This is a genomic window from Paenisporosarcina antarctica (assembly GCF_004367585.1).
GTDB lineage: Bacteria > Bacillota > Bacilli > Bacillales_A > Planococcaceae > Paenisporosarcina > Paenisporosarcina antarctica.
The window spans coordinates 3,503,414-3,522,134 of record NZ_CP038015.1; the positions used below are offsets into that span (position 1 = coordinate 3,503,414).

Sequence of the window (18,721 nt, forward strand, 5' to 3'; positions counted from 1 at the left end):
TCCTATGCCACTGGATCCCTATTTCTTTGCTGTAGTAAAAATAATGTTAAACCGATTAAAATGAATCCGATACCCAAACCTTGTTGCAAAGAAATGACCTCATCCAAAATGAAATAAGCGAGTAGGCAAGTTCCAATTATTTCTCCTAATATAGCCATTGAAATAATTGAAGTACTTAGCCATTTCAACAACCAATTGAAAACTGTTTGCCCTAAAATTGTTGCAATAAAAGCTAATCCAATAAAGGACCACCATGTGTGTGCAGAATAATTGAAGAAGGGTGTTTGCTGACTGAAGGCAAAAACCCCTAAAAACACTGTACTGCTCCCATAACCAATAACTGCATAGGGGATAAGAGATAGCCTTCTACGAACATGCTGGCCAATGAAGAAGTAGGCTGTTATGATGCCGGCCGCAATAAAAGCCAATATATCGCCAAATAATGCCTGTCCACTGATTTGAAAATCTTGCCAGCCAATGACAATACTTCCGGCAATCGCGACGAGACAGCCCGTCATAGCCCCTTTACTGAAGCGCTCTTTGAATAGAAAATAGCCGCCAACCACCGAAAAGAGGGGCTGTAAGGTAACGATAACCGTCGAGCTTGCTACAGATGTGTAATTTAGTGATTCAAACCACAACACATAATGGGCTGCTAGAAATACGCCTGATAATAATCCGAGTCCCCATTGTTTTTTTGATAACAAGCGTAATTCTTGGCGGTTCTTTTTATTAACCAATAAGAATGGCAAAAGCATTACTGCTGCAAAAAGCATCCGGTAAAATGCTGTAATTTCCGCAGGTGCATCTGCCAACTTCACAAAGATTGCTGAAGTCGATAACGTAAATACGCCCAAAATTTAAAGCCATGTAAGAAATAAATGGTGATTTCAATTCTGTTTCCCCCTAGATGTTTGTTTACAATAATGAAATTAAAACATTATAATGTACAAATGTAAGTATAAAATACTTCTGTAATCCACGGGAGTTTTAATTCTCCGTGTTTAGTATGTCAGCACAAAATGAATGAAACAGACATTATTTTAGAAAGGATTTTTACTATGAACAATCATCGCCTCGGGCAAACGGTGTTAAATTATCGGAAAAAGAATGGCATGACAATTCGTGAGTTCGCCGAATATGCAGGCATTAGCACTTCACTTATTAGCCAAATTGAAAGAGGACAGGAAAATCCCTCGTTAAGTGTACTTAAACTGATCGCGCAAACATTGAATGTTCCACTCTTCACTCTCTTCATTAATGAAATCGATACGGATTCGCTCATTTCGAGAAAACATGACCGAAAGAACGTATATCGTGAGAATAGTGATCATATTGTCTACGATGTGTTAACACCCGACTTCATGAAAGCCCATATTGAACTCTTAATAATGGATTTAAAGGCACACGCAAGCACTACGGAAAGTCACTATTCACACGACAACCAAGAAGAAATTGCTGTCGTCATGAAAGGACAAGCATATGTCGAACTGGAAGGCACCGAATATTTATTAAATGAAGGAGATGTCGTCCGCATTCCACCAAACGTGAAACACCGATTTTTGAACAAGAGTGATGAACCGAATCATATTTTATTCGTACTAACTCCATCATTAGTTTAGATAGTGCCTCCCCATGTAAGTATTAGAAGAAAGAGTGACTTGAACCACTAAAAAGGAGACTATTCCAAAAAATCGTCTTCACAAAGAAAAGAAAAAATCGTGCTCAATTACCAGCACATTCTCTTCCTTTTGAGTTTAAATGCGAGGGATTTCCTGCAACTTCTGATTAGTCATGATAGGTTAATTTGTGACTTCTATTTCTACCTTTAGAGGTTATTTGGTGACTTATTTAAGTTTATTAATATACCGTCCAATGCTCTCCCAACAGGGCGCATGAAGAAATTAAGTATCAGGCCCCCTAAACAGACGGTTAGTACAGTTCCAATGCCAATAGGTCCATTTAGCATCATGGCAAAAATCAAGAGTAGGAGATAAATGAGCGTTCTTGAAAAGAATAAATTGGTTCCGGTTAATTCCTTCAGGATTAATGTTAGACGGTCCACTGGAATTGGAGCAAGATTTGTGTGTAGATACGTTGCCGTTCCGATTCCTATAACGATTAAGCCCACAGAAAAGCAAACGGCTTTGCTTGGCCATAATTCTGGCGTAATCAAATTGCCCAAAAGAAAAAGCCATAAATCAATACCGATTCCCGTGATAACAGCTGTTACCAATCCCAACACTTCCGGTTTTTTTCTTATTAAAATTGAATTGCAGCCGATCATTAGTCCAGCCACTATAATTTCCCAGCTTCCCACGGTAAGCCCCACGCTTCTCGATAGCCCTACCAACACGGCATCAAAAGGCGACGTTCCAAGATCGGATTGGATTGTGAGCGCAATTCCGAGGGTTAACAGTAAAATTCCGATAATATAAAAAGCATATTTCATATTACTTATCCCCTTATCAACTCTTCTTAGCTACTTCTTTTATCATGAGAACATGCGGGATTCCATCTTCCATAAAAGGTTTAGAGGAAGTCTGATACCCAAGTTTTGTATAGAAACCTTCAGCCTGGGTCTGTCCATGTAATTTAATCTGCGAGGCTCCCCGTTCTTCGGCCATTTCTTCTAACGTCTTAATAATGACTTTTCCAAGACCAAATTTCCGGTAAGGTTCAAGAATGCAGATTCTTTCAAATTTTCCCACTTCCACCATAAATCTTACCCTTCCCGTTCCCACTGCTTGTTCATTGTAGAAAACGAGTACGTGTTCACAAATTCCAGCGAGTGTATCATACTGATCAAACTCTACTTCTAGTGGTACACCTTGTTCTTTTACAAATACTTGTTCTCGGATGGCAAATGCTTTTTTCAATTCTTCTTCACTGGTTATTTTTGTGGCATGCATATTTTTCAGCCCTTTAAAATTAATATTTTTTAATGAGTTTGTTGCAAATGCAACAAACATAGTTTACATTGAATATAGACTTTTATTATTGCATTTGCAACAAAAAATTTTATTAAGGAGACTCCTATGAAAGAGATTCTGCGTGAAATCGGCATGATAGCACGGGCACTAGATTCCATCAGCAACATTGAATTCAAAGAATTTGATCTTACCAAAGGGCAATATTTGTACTTGGTGCGGATATGCGAAAACCCGGGAATCATTCAAGAACAATTAATAGATATGATCAAAGTAGATCGATCCACAGCAACTCGCGTACTTCAAAAACTAGTAATGAATGACTTTATTGAAAAGAAAGAAGATCCACACAATAAAAAGATCAAAAGACTTTTTCCAACAGAGAAAGGAAACTCGGTCTACCCTTTCATCAAAAGAGAAAATGAACATTCCGATCTCGTCGCATTAGAGGGTTTTACAGAAAAAGAAGCAGAAACCACATTCAATCTTTTGCAGCGAATCCGGAAAAACGTTGAGAAGGATTGGGAATCTGTAAAAAAAGGAAACAGGCGAAATTATTAACGAGCTAAAGGAGCGACCTATTTAAATGACGATGATGATAAAGAAATGTACCTTGGAAGATGTACGGGACCTGAAAACAATTAGTGTGGAAACTTTTAGCGAAACTTTCCATGAACAGAATTCACCTGAACACTTGAATGCCTATATAGAAAGAGCATACAACTTGAATCAACTAAAACATGAATTAGCCAATCCATCTTCGCAATTCTATTTTGTTTATTTGAATCAGGAAGCAACTGGCTACCTAAAGGTCAACACCGACGAGGCACAGTCAGAAGGGATGGGCGATGATTCGCTGGAAGTCGAGCGGATTTATGTAAAGAAGAAATTCCAGAAATATGGCCTTGGGAAACACTTGATGAACAAAGCGGTGGAAATTGCGCTGGAACAGCAGAAAAAGAAAATATGGCTAGGCGTCTGGGAAGATAATGAAAACGCCATTGCGTTCTATCAGAAAAAGGGATTTGTCCAAACAGGTTCTCACTCCTTTTTTATGGGCGATGACGAACAAGTGGACTTGATCATGACGAAAACACTCCAATAAATTTTTAGTGAAAGGCGGATAATCATGTATACTCCAAAATATTTTAAGGTCACTAATTTTGAAGAAATCCGGGAATTTGTTCAAACGAATTCTTTTGGAACACTTGTTACCACAAAAAAAGGCAAACCCATTGCGACTCATCTTCCCTTCCAATTGATAAAAGAAGAAGAGGCCTACTATGTAACGGGGCATATGGCTTATGGCAATCCCCAGTGGCGGACATTTGAAACTACTGAAGAAGTATTGGTAATGTTCCAGGGACCGCACGCTTACATCTCGTCTTCCTGGTATGAACAAGAAAATGTCCCGACCTGGAACTACCAGGCGGTGCATGTATATGGAACTGCCACCATTTTGGACGAAGAAGAATTGAAACAAGACCTGACAAAGTTGTTGGAAAAATACGAGAAACACCGGGAAGACCCAGTTCTATGGGATAAGCTCTCCCCTTCGTTATTGGAAAAAGAAATAAAAGGAATTGTTGGATTCAAGATTAAGGTAGGAGAAATCCAGGCTGCCTATAAATTAAGCCAGAATCGAAATGAAAATGATTATGCGAACATCATTGAGCAATTGCACAATGAAGAAAATCCAGATTCGAAGCAATTGGCCGAAGTGATGGAAAAGAAACGAAAAAATCTTTAGCAATCCTTCCTAAAACTAAATAAGCTGTGATGTTGAAAAGTTTTTTTCAGTAAGAAAATGGATAACAAAAAATTTGAATACGTACGAGTAAGTATTGAGGATCAAGATGAAGGTCGACAGCCTGAGGCTATGAACAAGATGGGATTTAGTGAACGGGACATTTTTATGAAGAAGAATTATTATAGCTACTTATATAATAGAAGAAACTCATTTCACACATTAGATTTCCATTTGTAAATATAGTCAGTCATTTAATTTTCTTCTAATACTACTAGAGCCTCACTACATTAGACTATGTAGTAAGGCTCATTAAAGTTTTTTATTTTCGGAATCCGAATCTTTAAGTAACGCACCCGTTAGTTTAATAAGGAATGTTGCGTTTTGCGTTAAGTTTTCTTTGTTTTTTTCTTATTATTTTCTACAATCATAGAATCCACTATCCAAAATGGAAATGCAAACATACCTCCAATAATCAGTATATTTAAAAGATAACTAACATCTATTTTTAGAATGTCTAAAGGCTTTGAGACAGATACGATTAAAAGTGAGGCAATCCCTCCTCCTAAAATATGAATCAATAAGGAAACAACTTTCTGATTAGCTGGTAATCTTGCGTATTTTTTTCCAATAATATCGGAAAAAATAGACCATATAGGTGCATAAATCAAGTACAGAGGAGCTACCCAAATTATTGAAAACCAAAAATAAAGAATATCCCAACCCATAAGAAGGGCACTAATAAATATATATAAAAGACAAAATCCAATTAATATTAAACCAGTATACAATTTTCTAATCATAATACTTTTATCCATTTAGTTAAATTTTCTCCGTTCTTTACAATTACTTTTCTATAGTTAGTTCTACATTTATTTTTATATTCCTTGTTAAATTAAACTGCCGCGTTAGTGAAAAATAAGATATTTTCACCATACAAAATTTAGATGATATAACCATAAACTTCAGTTGTTCCTGTACAGACACTCATTCGCAAATTGTTATAAATCGTCCAACGAGGAAAATGTTCTTACGTTCATTTATTTACCTCAAAATTCTAGGGGCTTACTCACCTACCATACCGTCCCCATCATTATCTTGCATATATGCGTATAACCAATGGTCACTCGTTATCGGCATACTAAAACCTGCGTCTTTTGCTTCTTTAATCGTCACCTTGCCATTACCGTTTGTATCAACACTAGAAATATCACCGTTTGTGTTTGAACTAGTTGAATCAGAAGGCTCACTTTCTGTTAAACCGAGAGATGCATTTACTTCATCAGGGTTCAAATTGTCAAATGTATCAACGATCTCGTTACCCATTAATGTATAGGTATACTGATAACTTGAAGGGATCTGCGTTTCCGTATTCGGATATGTGATAATTGCTTCAAAATTAGTGGCTCCACCTGCGCTACGGATCACGTTTTCCATATAAGCTTGATCGCCATGTCGGTTGAGCGTACTATTTTGTGGGGTAATATTATAAGCATTCGATACCCCTCCGTTAGAATCAGCAATTATATGCCCTTCATCCAAAACGTCACTTTCGACGCCAGGAACCTTTGCCTCATCAGAATAGTATCTGCCAGACGATAAGACAGGTTCGTTACTGTCATCTTGTATAATGATTTCGTCAGCAATGACACGTACTAGTTGACCATATTCATTAGTAAATGCCCAATATTCACGGTCCCCGTAACCAATGTCAACGACGACGTTAGGTCCACGATATCCAGACAAATCACCACCATCAACTTCAATAAGTTTGTATCCTGAGAACAGTTCTTCTGCCTTTGCTTTAGCTTCTGACTCTTCCTTTGCTTTTGCTTTGGCTTCTGCTTCTGCCTTCGCTTCTACTTCTGCCTTTGCTTTGGCTTCTGCTTCTGCCTTCGCTTTGTCCTCAGAACTCTTTTCCTCATTCTGATCCTCTGCTTTTGAGGTTTTCGAACTTTCAGATGAACAAGCAAATAAACTAAAAATTAAAAATAAAGATAATAAACCTACCAAATATTTTTTCAATTCAATAACCCCCACATAATATTTTTTTATTATTATATAACAATATCATATATTGTAATATTTTTACTTATTTATTATCTTAATGATTACGGCCACTCAATTTTACCGCTCGTGACATCTTTTTTACCACTGTATGCCAAAATATTTACCGCGCATAGCCAAAAGTACTTACCACTTTGTAAATAGACGAAACCGATTACCACCTTGATAATCGGTTTCGTCTATTTTATTTTCCATTTAATAGAATATATTCGAATTATTCTATGATTATTTTTCTGCTTCCTTCATGAATATCCTGCTCAGTCCAAGTATGTGGTAAAGGTTCTTGACCATACATATTCAATAGTTTTTTCTTGAGTTTTCTAGGGAACGGGCACCAAGTCTTGTGCCCCGACAAGTAGTAGTACTCCTCGATTTTCTTGAAATCCCATCTTGTCATAATAGTCATATCAAGCTTCTCCGCCCAAACCATGACGCTCACGCATTGAAACCTCTCCGTCTATCAAAATTTGATAGGAATCATGAATGATACGGTCCAAAATCGCCTCCGCTATGGTTTCATTTCCTAATTTCAGATGCCATCCACTAGGATCAATTTGTGAACCGAAGATAGTCGATGCTACCTTATGACGAGTCTCGATAATTTCAAGCAGGATGGCTGCTTCGTCTGTCATCAAATCGGTAAGAAGCCATTCATCCAGTATGAGAAGATCTACACTGGTATATTTTTTAATTCCTTTTCGATAACTTCCGTCTGTAGCTAATTTAGCTAGGGATAGTTCATCTAATAACTCTGGTAGACGAATGTATTTAACGGTATGAAATTGACGACAAGCAGATACGCCAAACGCACAGGCTAGAAATGATTTTCCAGAACCTGTCGGTCCTTTTAATATGATATTGTGGCCATCTAGGATATAGGCACCATTTGCTAGCTTCAATATAATTTCTTTATCCAGTCGACGATCTTGATAATATTCTATATCTTCAATACATGCGTTTGAGTTCACGAAAGTGGCTGTTTTGATTAATCTTTGAAGCTTATTGCTTTTCCGACGGGAATGCTCCAAATCAACGAGAAGAGAAAATCGATTCTCGAAATTCATCTTAACAAATTCCTTATTAATTGCCTGTTCTTGATAGGCTTCTGCCATTCCGTTTAATTTCATCTCGCGTAGTTTTGATAACGTCTGATCATTCATCATTTATCTTTCCCCCCGTAATAAGAAGCTCCACGTGTGAAGCCGTAGTTGTTCTCGCTGATTTCTGTCTTACGTTTCAGTTCTTGCTCGGCATCATTCTTTTTATTGTTCTTGAGAATGGTCTGTGTATTTTTGACCGTAGGTCTTTCAGTCATGGATGTAATCATTTTACAAGCACGCTCTATTTCATATTTTGTATAATTACGCTCAGATTTCTTTAATGAAAATATGGATTGTAACGCCTGTTTTTCTGCTGGTGAAGTATCCAGGATATACTGAATTACATTCAAAGTCGCTGGCCCTATGTCTTTAGCCCATTCAATCGCGGCGTCCGGCGTCTGATCCACATACAGTTTGTGGTTATCTGGCATATGATCACGAACGGTGGATAACTGACCGAACTTCCCATATAATCGTTTATGGGAGGCGACCCGCATATGATTGAAAAATATTTCTGCAAAGTCGTCTGAGAGCTTCACTTCTACCTGTTTGTTAATGTACTCATACGGAACAGAGTAAAACATGCTTTCGATAGAAATGTGGTAATCTGGACGCACTTTTGCCGTCTTCCATTGAGACATTTTATACGGCGTTGGCGGTAGAGGGGAAAGCGCAAATTTCTCCTCTTCTTCAAATGCTGATAATCGACAACCTTCTTTGCGTGTAAAGGGACGACGATTGAATTCCTCTAACTTCTTCCACACTTCTTCATTTAATTCATCAATACTAAAACAGTGTTCATTGCGTAAGGCTGCGATGATCCACGTGGAGATGACACCAACAGCACCTTCTACACTCGGCTTATCCTTTGGAGATCTAACTCGTGCAGGCATAACTACCGTACTATAATGATCTGCCATTTCTCTGTACGTCTGATTCAAAACCAAATCTTGATTGGTATGTTTCGTTACACTTGTCTTCAAATTATCTGGCACAACGATCTGCGTAGCACCACCAAAGTATGCATATGCGCGGTTGTGGGCTGTAATCCAAGAATATAAATTCATTGATAAAGTTGCTTCCGCATATGAAATTTGACTACAAGGTAATGTTGCCACAAAAATATATGCCTTTATTTTCTCTCCAGTATCTCTATCAACAATAGATGCTGTAGACCCGGCCCAATCGACTTCCATGATTTCCCCCGGTTTTCTCCTGATGCGTAAGGTGGCTTTGTGCTTGTCCGCGTACTTACTGTAATGGCGTAAAAAACTCCGATAAGAGTATGGAATCCTTTGACTAGCTCTACATTCGGCTTCATATTCATGATGGAGGAGTGAAATCGTAACATTTGGCTTCGCTAACTCCCTATGAATATAGTCGAACTTTAAGGGGTGCCTTCCTGAACCTTCTAGTGTCTTCTCCGGAAAGAGAAACTCCTCGATCCACTGGTCTGTCATTTCTTCCTCCAAGGGACATGCCAACCCTTTCTTTTGTGCAATCTCCAAAACCTCTGTTACTTTTTGACGAGAGTTGCCAGTACTAGCAGAAATGCCTCTAAGACTGATCCCCTCGTCTTGTAATTCCAGTATTCTTTGATAACGAATCATACAAAAATACCTCCATATAACCAATGTCACACCAGTAGGGGTGCTCACTAATTATACAGAGGTATAGAGTGGTAAAATCTTGGCATTACCTGGTACATTCCCTGGCTTTCGGTGGTAAAAAAGATGACATACCTGGTACATTTCAATGGCTGTAATCACTTAAATTATTTAGGTATGGAATGTTAAATATAAATAGGAGATGTAACAAAACTCGTCCTTTTCTGAACACGGCACAAATGGTGAAAAAAACATCATTTTGGTTCCATAAACTTCAACAAAACTCTGCCCATTAATCTATGTTCATTAACCGCAATACCCTAGTCTTATGTTACAATAAATATAGGATTATAATGGAAATGAGGATTGACTGTGTTAATTGGATATGCTCGTGTGTCAACAGGGTTACAAAATTTGGATTTACAAACAGATGCTCTTACTCAATATGGGTGTGTGAAAATTTTTCACGATAAGATGAGTGGGTCAAAGAAACAACGACCTGGATTAGCAGAAGCTCTAAAATATGCTCGTCAAGGGGATACCATCGTAGTATGGCGATTAGATCGTCTGGGTCGAAACATGCAAGACTTGATTGACATAGTCAACAATCTGAATAACCAAAGTATTGGTTTTCACAGTCTTCAAGAGAATCTCACTATGGATCGTGGCAATGCTACCGGACAATTGATGTTTCATCTTTTTGCAGCATTTGCTGAGTTTGAACGTAATCTTATTCAAGAACGTTCAGCTGCTGGGCGAGTGGCAGCTAAAGCACGCGGGCGTCTTGGCGGACGCCCCGAGAAATACAGAGATAAAGATATTGAAATGATGAAGAATCTTATTGATGGGGGCACACCAATTAAAGATGTGGCGGAAAGATGGGGTGTTTCTCGAACAACTATTTATCGCTACTTGGAGCGTAAGTGATTTGATTACATAAGAGTAATTTAGAAACTTTTATTCCGTATCTTGTTTTACAGTTTCTTTCTTGGATGTCAGAATAGGATCGAAGTACGGTTACTATAGACGAAATGTCATATAAAACGTTAGTTTATGCGAGGGATTATTAAATCTCCAGCTCTAGTGTTTAGGATTAACCAAAGCGAACCTTACCTAGATATAAAAAGGGTCTTTCTAATAATATGGATATTTAGAGAGACCCTTTTCATTAAGTAATATCGATTCATTAACATTCAAATATTTTATAGTATTTTAATATTTTTCTCATAATTTAATTATGGGTGAGCCATCTTCGAACAGACTAATATCCCCATCTTCAGAAACCTTTATACTTAGTCCGAAACGAGATGCTTTAGCAGCTGCTAAAGTCCTAGAACCAGCTTCTGCAACTGGAGGAGTTTCTATAGAGTTATTAATCATTTCACCAAATGATAAAATATTAAAATACTTGTCTAATAAAATAGCTCCATCAACTGAACATAATAATTCGAACAAATAACTATCACACCCAAAAAGATTTATTGGATTAGATTTACCTGTTAGAATTACTTTTTTGAATTCATTATTACTTATATGACGGTTATTTAAGAGTTCTTTATAAATAGTTCTTTTTTGTAACCTACTTTGCTCTAAAAGAATTATTAGCGCCCCAATATTTTTATTGGAGAGTTCTTTGATGTTATTAAAGAGAATCTTAGAACGAGGTATAATTTTATCAACAATGTCTATAAATTTTTCACTACTAATATCACTATGTTGGATATATTGTCTAAGAATAAATTCTAAAATGATATGAGATATTAATTCATAGTTTTTAACTCTCCATTTTCCGTTAGCTAAAACACAAATTAAATTGTCATTTATAAACCATTCTAACCTTCCAGAGTTAAATTGAATAAATTGGATATCTTTATTTGCTATAGGTTTAGTTCCATTACTAAATTTATTTAATCCTTTTTTTTGCGTTTTCTTTTTAGTTAACTCTTCTTCTAATATTATTGTTTGGTTATTTCGAAGATCGTTGATATCACTTAGGAATTGTATTTTTTGCTTTAGTAATTTTGCTAAATTTATTTTGGCAGATTCAAAATCTGGAGAATCTTGGTTATTTTCTTGTAAATATTTATAACGCACTTCTTCTTCTTTTATCGAAGCTTCCAACTTAATCAATTTGTCATCTAAACTTTTAATTTGTTCTTCAAGTTCTTCTAAGTCACCATTAAAATTATTATCTGGATTATTATTAATGAAATATTTATACATGTAATATTTTAAGAGCGATTCCTCATCTTTTTGATATCTATTTGACATTATTGAAGATATACTTTGGTTTGATTTTTGTTTTTTTGCTATACCAATAATTTGATATGAAGCATTTACTACATAACACAGGGATAAAGAATCTATTAATTTTAATGCTTGCTTATTATTATCTATTTCCTCAACACTAAAATAAATTTCAAAGGGTAAATAATCAATTTTTAGCTTTGATAACTCAAATGCAATATTTTCTATAGGGTTTTTAAAGATTATAAAACCCATTTGAACTTGCTGTTGTTCATAAGTTCTATTACTAAGTGTTTGTAACTTTTCAACAAAGCTATCTAGAATGTGTATTTCAGCTTGAGAGTTAATTAAATTATAAATATACTTAGTGATTAATATTTTTTTATAAAATGTCTTTTCTTTAGATTCATCAAATATATTTTCATTTCTCATCAGGCTTTCAATTGGAGAAATGATATTAGTAATGCTAGTAGGATTTATTTTCGTAATTACACTAGGAAGATTTAAAACTGAAATTGAAGAATCTTTATTTAAATTTAAGCTCACTCCTAGAATCTCTTCAAAAGAGTTTAGATAGAATTGTTTTAACTCAATATTTTCCAAATATTTCACCCCACATAATTATAATTGTTTTTTAATAAATCACTAATGAAAAAGGAACTAATTTAATAAACTATTATTATAAATTAGCAATCCAAATCACACAATAAAGATAGCACATAAATTGGGTATAATTGTATATAAAACATATCCATTGATGGTCATTCAATTATTAAAGGAATTAAGACTTGAAGAATCATTTAGCATCACCTAATTAATAGAAGAAACACAATTCTTTTCACAATAACTCCGATAAAAAATCTAAAGGATTGTCCCCTTTCGTTTGAGAAAAATCCTTTAGAAATAATTTTTGATAAAGATGATTGGCTTCTAAACTTGAATAGCATAAATATATAAGGTCTTTACATCTCATGAGTATTTCGGATTAGCAAAAAGAAAAAAGGGACAATGAGGTAAACCATATTAGTTTTTAAAATAAAAAAGTATCCACAATAGAAAGTAAATACAGGCTACTAAATTATACAAACATCTTTTGCATAAACCCTTTTTTCTGTTCGTTTAAGTCATTCAATCTTAACTTTTCTGCTACAATTTTCGTATCGAATTTTAATAAGAATTCAACTATTTTTTTCTGTTCATTAAATATCGGTATATTGACTATTCCAACTAATACTTGTTGATTATTTACCTTCATGTCATTTTTAGCACCTTTATTTACTAAAGGCTTTAAGTAACGATTAGTAGTGTCGTTTAATTGAAAGTAAAAGTCCAAATATTCTCCTGAGACTTCTTGATTGCAACTATACACAGCATATAAAGTAGAAACTATTCCTGGCTTTCCTTTATTCACTTTAATAATTCCATAAGGATTATACTTTAAAGGACTTTTAGTATACACAATATCACCAGTATTAACGACATGATAATTAGCAACTGATTCTCCTGCAAAAGACCTTCCCTGAAATTCAATTTGATTAATAACTCCATGAGTCCCAGATACTGATAAAACACCTTCTTTTGTGAATTCTCCATTGATATTTCTAAGTTTATTTTCAAACAAAAGCTGATTCAATTGCTTTTTCTCCCACTTAGGAAACTCCCTTCCACCCTCAGCTTTAAACCGTAATTCCTGACTGAAAATCTTTTGCATAAGCCCTTTTTTCTGTTCTTTCAGTAACTCAACTTTTTCTTGTTGTTTTTGGATTTTCAAATTTAATAAGCTGAAAAAATAGCCTATTTTTTGTTGTTCTATGACATCTTCTGGAATATAAGTTGAATAAGCTTTTAAGTCTTTTACAGTTAGGTGTGGTTGTGCACTCCCTACTATATGTTGATTAATAAATTTAGGTAAGATAGCATCTTTAAATAAATAAAGTGTATATTCAAGGTCAATATCCTGCTTTTGTCGTATGAGTAGCATTGCTGAATTAATGCGAACTACATTGTATGGGATACTTTCATCATATACTGCAAGTTTTCCTAATTTTGATCCACGTGTAGTTAGAATCAGGTCTCTATATTCAGCAGTTCCTTTTCTCAAAGATTTATGTTTTTCTTTAGTAAGCCAATTGGTATTTTTAAACGTCAAACCAGTATCAGATATGTTGTATGCATTTAGGAATAAGCAATATCCTTCTGGAAAAAAATCATTTTCATTAGGGTAATTTTTACCTCTATCTCCATCAATAAAATAGAAAAAATCATTCAAGATAACTTCATTCCATTTAGCACTGTGATCTTTAAATCTCAACTTAGGCGCACTCATTTTCACAACCCCAACTCTCTAAAGTACTGAGTCAGTTCCACATCAATATCTGCAATCTCATCATCAATTTCTTTCAATCGTTTTGAAACAACTTCCAGATCAATCGCTTCAATTTCTTCAAATGTATCAACATAGCGCGGAATGTTTAAGTTATAGTCGTTTTTTTTGATTTCATCCAATCTGGATGCATATGAAAATTTCTCAATAGTTTGTCGTGATTTATAAATATCTACTATTTTTTCTACATTTTCATCAGTCAAAACGTTTTGGTTCTTTCCTTTTTCGAATTCATTAGAGGCATCAATGAAGATAACACTATCTTCTGATCCACGAGTCTTTTTAAATACTAAAATACATGTCGGTATTGATGTACCAAAAAACACATTCGCTGGTAATCCAATTACAGCATCTAAATAATTCTTTTCTTCAATCAAATATGTACGAATAATACCTTCAGCCCCACCACGGAATAACACACCGTGCGGAAGTACGACGGCCATTGTTCCATTATCGTCAAGTTGATAAATCATGTGCTGAATAAACGCGAAATCGGCTTTTGATTTTGGCGCAAGCTTTCCGTATGCACTGAAACGGTCATCATCTAAGTATTTTGAATCTGCACTCCAGTTAGCGCTGTATGGAGGATTCGCTACTACTGCTTCAAATCGCATGTCAATGTGACGGGGATTTTCTAACGTATCATCGTTTTTAATATCAAAGTCTGTGTAGCGTAAGTCGTGTAGTAACATGTTCATTCTTGCTAAGTTAAATGTTGTTGTAGTGAGTTCTTGTCCATAAAATAATCGAACATTGGATTCTTTAGCTACTCGTAACATAAGTGAGCCTGATCCACATGTAGGGTCATAAACATTTTTCAAATTGGACTTATTGTGTGTGACTATTTTCGCCAGTATTTTCGAAACTTGTTGTGGAGTATAGAACTCGCCTGCTTTCTTCCCTGCGTTAGCAGCGAATTGAGAGATAAGATACTCGTAGGCATCCCCAAGCACATCAATATCAACGTCATCATGTAAGAACGGAATTTCGTTAATACTCACCATAATCTTGGCAATAAGCTTTGATCGTGACTTCACATCACGTCCCAATTTAGTAGAAGTTAAATCCATATCATCAAATAAATTCTCGAAATCCTGTTGGCTGTTTGTTCCTAACGAAGACTGTTCAATGGCTTTAATGGCTTTATGAAGAAGTTCAATGTCGAAGTTCCCTTTTTCGCCTATATGAATTTCTTTGATCATCGAAGAGAATAGAAATTCAGGTTCAATCACGAAGCCGATTTCTACGAGTAATGTATCAATCAATCCTTCTTTATATTCTTCGTCTTTCCATGCATCTTCGTAAGAAATGTTGTCTTCTTCTAGTAATTTTTCAATACGTGTTTCTGTCTTTTCAGAAAGATAGCGATAGAAAATTAATCCTAAAATGTAGTTTTTAAAATCGTAGGCTTCCATTTGACCACGTAAATCATTCGCCATTGTCCATAGTTTTTTATGCAGTTCTGCTTGTTGCAGACGTTGTTTTTCTGAAGTTGTCATGTATAAAATCTCCTCAATTTACGAGTACTTTCGTACGTTCGTGTAAATAAAATCTTTCACGGCTTGCACGCGTTTTCGCTTTTCTTTAAATGGTGCTTTGATGGCATCATTGATTTCTTGGTCAGGGGAAACCCCTTTATATTCAAATTCACGTAAGAAGTATTCTAGTTTTTCTTCCGCCACTTGGACTTGCTGTGACATGCTATAGATTTCTTGTTTACGTCTTTCGTTTTCGAAGTCATGGAATTTTTGATCAACGGAATCATTATTTGTGAGTGTTGGGGCTACACGTTTTAAGAATTCTAGTAACAGATCTCGTTTTAATCGCATTTCGTCACTAGCTGACGCATTTACTTCCTTAATTGCTCTTCGCACTGCAACATCACGTTCTTGTTTATTTTCAAAGTTGATATTACGTAATAATTCAAGAATGTAATCGACATCAATGCGATCTGTTTGCATTAATTCAATTTCAAAATCGACGTCATCAATGACGGAAACTTTCTGGACTTCTGGTTTCTGACTGATTTCATACAGGTGAAGATATTTGCTCTTGAAATCTTCATAGGTTTGTTCATCAATCCCTAAATCCTCTGCTTTAAACTCATATTCAACAAACGTTTTAAGTTTTGTAAGGACTTTTGTGAGATCACGGAAAGCTAGAATGAATTCTTTTTGTTTTGTTTCTCCTTCAAGATTATCAACGGCTTGAGGCGTCTCAGCAACTTTCAGCAAAACGTCCAATTGGTCCTTAAAATCTGCTAGATACTGATCGTATTCTTTCATTAATACAACACCTGTATCTCCCGTTTGAGAGAACAATCGAATCGCTTCGTCCGTAGCATCTTTTAAGTTGCGATAACAGACGATATTACCATACACTTTCTTTGCACCTTCTACACGATTAGTACGTGAAAAGGCTTGAATCAAATTATGGTGTCTCAAGTTACGATCTACATAAAGCGTGCTAAGTGTTTTCGCGTCAAAGCCAGTTAAGAACATATCTACTACAATTAACAAATCGATTTGAGCAGTTTTTACTTTCTTTGAGACATCCGCAAAATATTGAGAAAAATTATCTGTAGAGAAGTTTGTGCCAAATTCTCCATTGTAGTCTGTAATGATGCGCTCTAAAGAATGTCTAGAGTGTTCTTGATTCTCAACGCTTACTTCATTAGTTCCATAGGTGAAAATGGATGCAATTTTGAGAGAGGTGTCTAGTTTCTTGAAAGCATCGTAATATTTAATGGCTGCCGGAATACTTTCGACCGTGAAAATAGCTGTGTATTTTTTATTGCTCGTTTTATTCCCATGAATGTCAGTAATGTGTTTAGCAATCATGGCGATTCGAGAATCAGCCATCCACAGCTCTTGTTGATCAATACCAGGGGCTTTTGTTACATCGTCTACCCCTTCCTTGCCTTTAATCGTACGAATATATTCAACCGAAAAACCTAATACGTTGCCGTCATTGATTGCATCTTTAATTAGGTACGTATGAAGGCAATCTTTAAATAAGTCCGATGTCGTGCGCCCATCTTGGCTTTTGTTCGCAACAAAGCGAGGAGTCCCTGTAAAACCAATATATTGTGCTTGTTTGAAATGTTTTTTAATGAGACGGTTCATTTCACCAAATTGAGAACGATGACATTCATCAATAACGAATACGACTTTTTCATTCTCGTAACGCTTCATGATAGATTCGTATTTTGAATTCTTCACCGCATTGGCCATCTTTTGAATCGTGGTAATGATTCGTTTTCTAAGTGGGTCTTGAAGTTGTTTCACTAAGACGTCTGTTTTATCTGTTGTATCAACTGAGCCTTTTTCAAACTTGTTAAATTCCTGCATGGTTTGTGCGTCTAAGTCTTTTCGATCGACGAGAAAAATCACTTTTTTAATCTTCTCTTCTTGCGACAGAAGTTCACTTGCCTTAAATGAAGTAAGGGTCTTCCCACTTCCTGTTGTATGCCACACATAGCCATTCTCTTCATTCTCAAGCGTTTGTTTGATGATACGCTCCACAGCATAAATTTGATAAGGACGCATGACCATTAAGTGCTTGTCCGTTTCGTTTACAATCATGTATTTGCTGATAAGGTTTTGAATCATAACAGGTTGGAAAAAGGAGTTTGTGAAATCATTTAACTGAGAGATGCGCTTATTTGAATCATCTGACCAGAAGAACATATGACTCTTCATCGGTTCGCGATCAGAATTAGCAAAATACTTTGTATCCACACCATTTGAAACCACGAAAAGTTGCAGATAGTTAAATAAACCACCGTAAGAATCTTTACGGTAGCGCATGATTTGGTTAAAGCTTTCCGCAAAGTGAAGTCCACGTCGTTTTAACTCTATTTGCACAAGTGGTAACCCGTTAATGAGTAGCGTAACATCATAGCGATTTGTATATCTTCCTATTACAGTTGTTTGATGTGTTACTTGAAGATGATTGTTCTTGTAATTTTGGGTATCAAATAAAACTAAGTATAGTGTGCTATCTTCATCGCGTGTAATCGTTTCTTTATCACGGAGTATTTTGGCCGATTCAAAAACGCTTTTCCCTTCTATTTTCAAGAGCAAGCGTACAAATTCTTTATCTGATAATGGCGTTCCATCAAGGTTTTCTTTATTTAGGCGGTTGATTTGATTGCGAAAATTTTGTTGTAAGTGTTCTACAGAAGGGATTGAAACTTTTTCATAGCCAAGTTGAGTGAGCTGACGAATCATTTCATTTTCCAGTTGTTGTTCAGATTGATAAGCCACGTAAATTCCCCCTCACTGGCCTCGAATGTCTTCCATAATTTTACCACAGTGTTCGAGGTACTGTAATCAAGTAGATCTATGATTTAAGTGGTTTCTGTGGTGTTTATGGAAATCTTTCAACCAATATTGAAGCTTTCAAAAAAAGAGAAATCTTTTATGAAAATCTCTCCTAACTTTGAATATTTTCGTATTTATTTACTTCTCAAAGAATAAATACAACTGATCCCTACCAGAGGTGCAAAAAGGCAGATATCGTCGTACTGGACATGCCGTTGCTAGATACGACTCAATATAAAAACTATCTAAACATTTCACATGGAAGGATGGTCATAGTTTGAATTTGAGGATATAATAACCAGTAATATAAGAAAG

Annotated in this window: 16 protein-coding genes and 1 pseudogene; 6 read left to right on the forward strand and 11 right to left on the reverse strand. The window is 35.6% G+C overall.

The window, feature by feature from the left end:
• Positions 1-2: 2 nt before the first annotated feature.
• A pseudogene (locus tag E2636_RS16660) lies at positions 3-894 on the reverse strand (DMT family transporter).
• Positions 895-1,022: 128 nt separating this feature from the next.
• Between E2636_RS16660 and E2636_RS16665 the strand changes: the two are divergent.
• The gene (locus E2636_RS16665) at positions 1,023-1,622 is read left to right on the forward strand and encodes a helix-turn-helix domain-containing protein (protein WP_407670266.1); all 600 of its coding nucleotides are present in this window, start codon (positions 1,023-1,025) and stop codon (positions 1,620-1,622) included.
• Positions 1,623-1,828: 206 nt separating this feature from the next.
• Here E2636_RS16665 and E2636_RS16670 read toward each other — a convergent pair whose 3' ends face one another.
• Both E2636_RS16670 and E2636_RS16675 read right to left on the reverse strand, forming a co-directional pair.
• A complete protein-coding gene (locus E2636_RS16670) occupies positions 1,829-2,452 on the reverse strand; it encodes a YczE/YyaS/YitT family protein (RefSeq protein WP_134211280.1) in 624 nt (207 codons plus the stop codon).
• A gap of 16 nt (positions 2,453-2,468) precedes the next feature.
• Positions 2,469-2,912 carry a GNAT family N-acetyltransferase gene (locus E2636_RS16675; protein ID WP_134211282.1) on the reverse strand — a complete coding sequence of 148 codons (444 nt, stop codon included), beginning with the start codon at positions 2,910-2,912 and terminating at the stop codon, positions 2,469-2,471.
• Between the two features lie 126 nt (positions 2,913-3,038).
• Between E2636_RS16675 and E2636_RS16680 the strand changes: the two genes are divergently transcribed.
• Genes E2636_RS16680 through E2636_RS16695 form a run of 4 tightly spaced genes read left to right on the forward strand, consistent with a single transcriptional unit; the run spans position 3,039 to position 4,917 of the window.
• The gene (locus E2636_RS16680; protein ID WP_134211284.1) at positions 3,039-3,491 is read left to right on the forward strand and encodes a MarR family winged helix-turn-helix transcriptional regulator; all 453 of its coding nucleotides are present in this window, start codon (positions 3,039-3,041) and stop codon (positions 3,489-3,491) included.
• A gap of 25 nt (positions 3,492-3,516) precedes the next feature.
• Entirely contained in the window at positions 3,517-4,035 is a 519-nt protein-coding gene (locus tag E2636_RS16685) for a spermidine/spermine N(1)-acetyltransferase (protein ID WP_134211285.1), read from the forward strand.
• A gap of 24 nt (positions 4,036-4,059) precedes the next feature.
• Positions 4,060-4,680: an FMN-binding negative transcriptional regulator gene (locus E2636_RS16690; RefSeq protein WP_134211287.1), complete on the forward strand. Its 621-nt coding sequence runs from the start codon at positions 4,060-4,062 to the stop codon at positions 4,678-4,680.
• Between the two features lie 57 nt (positions 4,681-4,737).
• A complete protein-coding gene (locus E2636_RS16695; protein ID WP_208324101.1) occupies positions 4,738-4,917 on the forward strand; it encodes a hypothetical protein in 180 nt (59 codons plus the stop codon).
• Positions 4,918-5,066: 149 nt separating this feature from the next.
• Here E2636_RS16695 and E2636_RS16700 read toward each other — a convergent pair whose 3' ends face one another.
• The 4 genes from E2636_RS16700 to istA all read right to left on the reverse strand — a co-directional run bounded on the left by E2636_RS16700 (position 5,067) and on the right by istA (position 9,454).
• Positions 5,067-5,495 (reverse strand): hypothetical protein, encoded by a 429-nt coding sequence (locus E2636_RS16700; protein WP_134211289.1) that lies wholly within the window; start codon positions 5,493-5,495, stop codon positions 5,067-5,069.
• Positions 5,496-5,742: 247 nt separating this feature from the next.
• A complete protein-coding gene (locus tag E2636_RS16705; protein WP_243840688.1) occupies positions 5,743-6,702 on the reverse strand; it encodes a DNA/RNA non-specific endonuclease in 960 nt (319 codons plus the stop codon).
• A 449-nt stretch (positions 6,703-7,151) separates the two neighbouring features.
• Positions 7,152-7,907, reverse strand: coding sequence for an IS21-like element helper ATPase IstB (gene istB / locus E2636_RS16715; protein ID WP_208324103.1), 756 nt, complete (start codon positions 7,905-7,907; stop codon positions 7,152-7,154).
• Positions 7,904-9,454 carry an IS21 family transposase gene (gene istA / locus E2636_RS16720; protein WP_134211293.1) on the reverse strand — a complete coding sequence of 517 codons (1,551 nt, stop codon included), beginning with the start codon at positions 9,452-9,454 and terminating at the stop codon, positions 7,904-7,906. Before istA ends, istB begins: the two co-directional genes overlap by 4 nt.
• A gap of 369 nt (positions 9,455-9,823) precedes the next feature.
• Here istA and E2636_RS16725 point away from each other — a divergent pair, with 369 nt between their 5' ends.
• A complete protein-coding gene (locus E2636_RS16725) occupies positions 9,824-10,378 on the forward strand; it encodes a recombinase family protein (protein ID WP_134211294.1) in 555 nt (184 codons plus the stop codon).
• A gap of 297 nt (positions 10,379-10,675) precedes the next feature.
• On the opposite strand, the gene E2636_RS16730 is transcribed toward E2636_RS16725, so the two are convergent.
• The 4 genes from E2636_RS16730 to E2636_RS16745 form a co-directional block, all read right to left on the reverse strand.
• On the reverse strand, positions 10,676-12,301 hold the full coding sequence (locus tag E2636_RS16730; protein WP_134211296.1) for a diadenylate cyclase: 1,626 nt from the start codon (positions 12,299-12,301) through the stop codon (positions 10,676-10,678).
• A 475-nt stretch (positions 12,302-12,776) separates the two neighbouring features.
• Positions 12,777-14,024 (reverse strand): restriction endonuclease subunit S, encoded by a 1,248-nt coding sequence (locus E2636_RS16735; protein WP_134211297.1) that lies wholly within the window; start codon positions 14,022-14,024, stop codon positions 12,777-12,779.
• A 2-nt stretch (positions 14,025-14,026) separates the two neighbouring features.
• Positions 14,027-15,580, reverse strand: a complete 1,554-nt coding sequence (locus E2636_RS16740) for a type I restriction-modification system subunit M (protein WP_134211299.1) — start codon at positions 15,578-15,580, stop codon at positions 14,027-14,029.
• An 18-nt stretch (positions 15,581-15,598) separates the two neighbouring features.
• Positions 15,599-18,349 (reverse strand): type I restriction endonuclease subunit R, encoded by a 2,751-nt coding sequence (locus tag E2636_RS16745; protein ID WP_134211301.1) that lies wholly within the window; start codon positions 18,347-18,349, stop codon positions 15,599-15,601.
• Between the last annotated feature and the right edge of the window lie 372 nt (positions 18,350-18,721).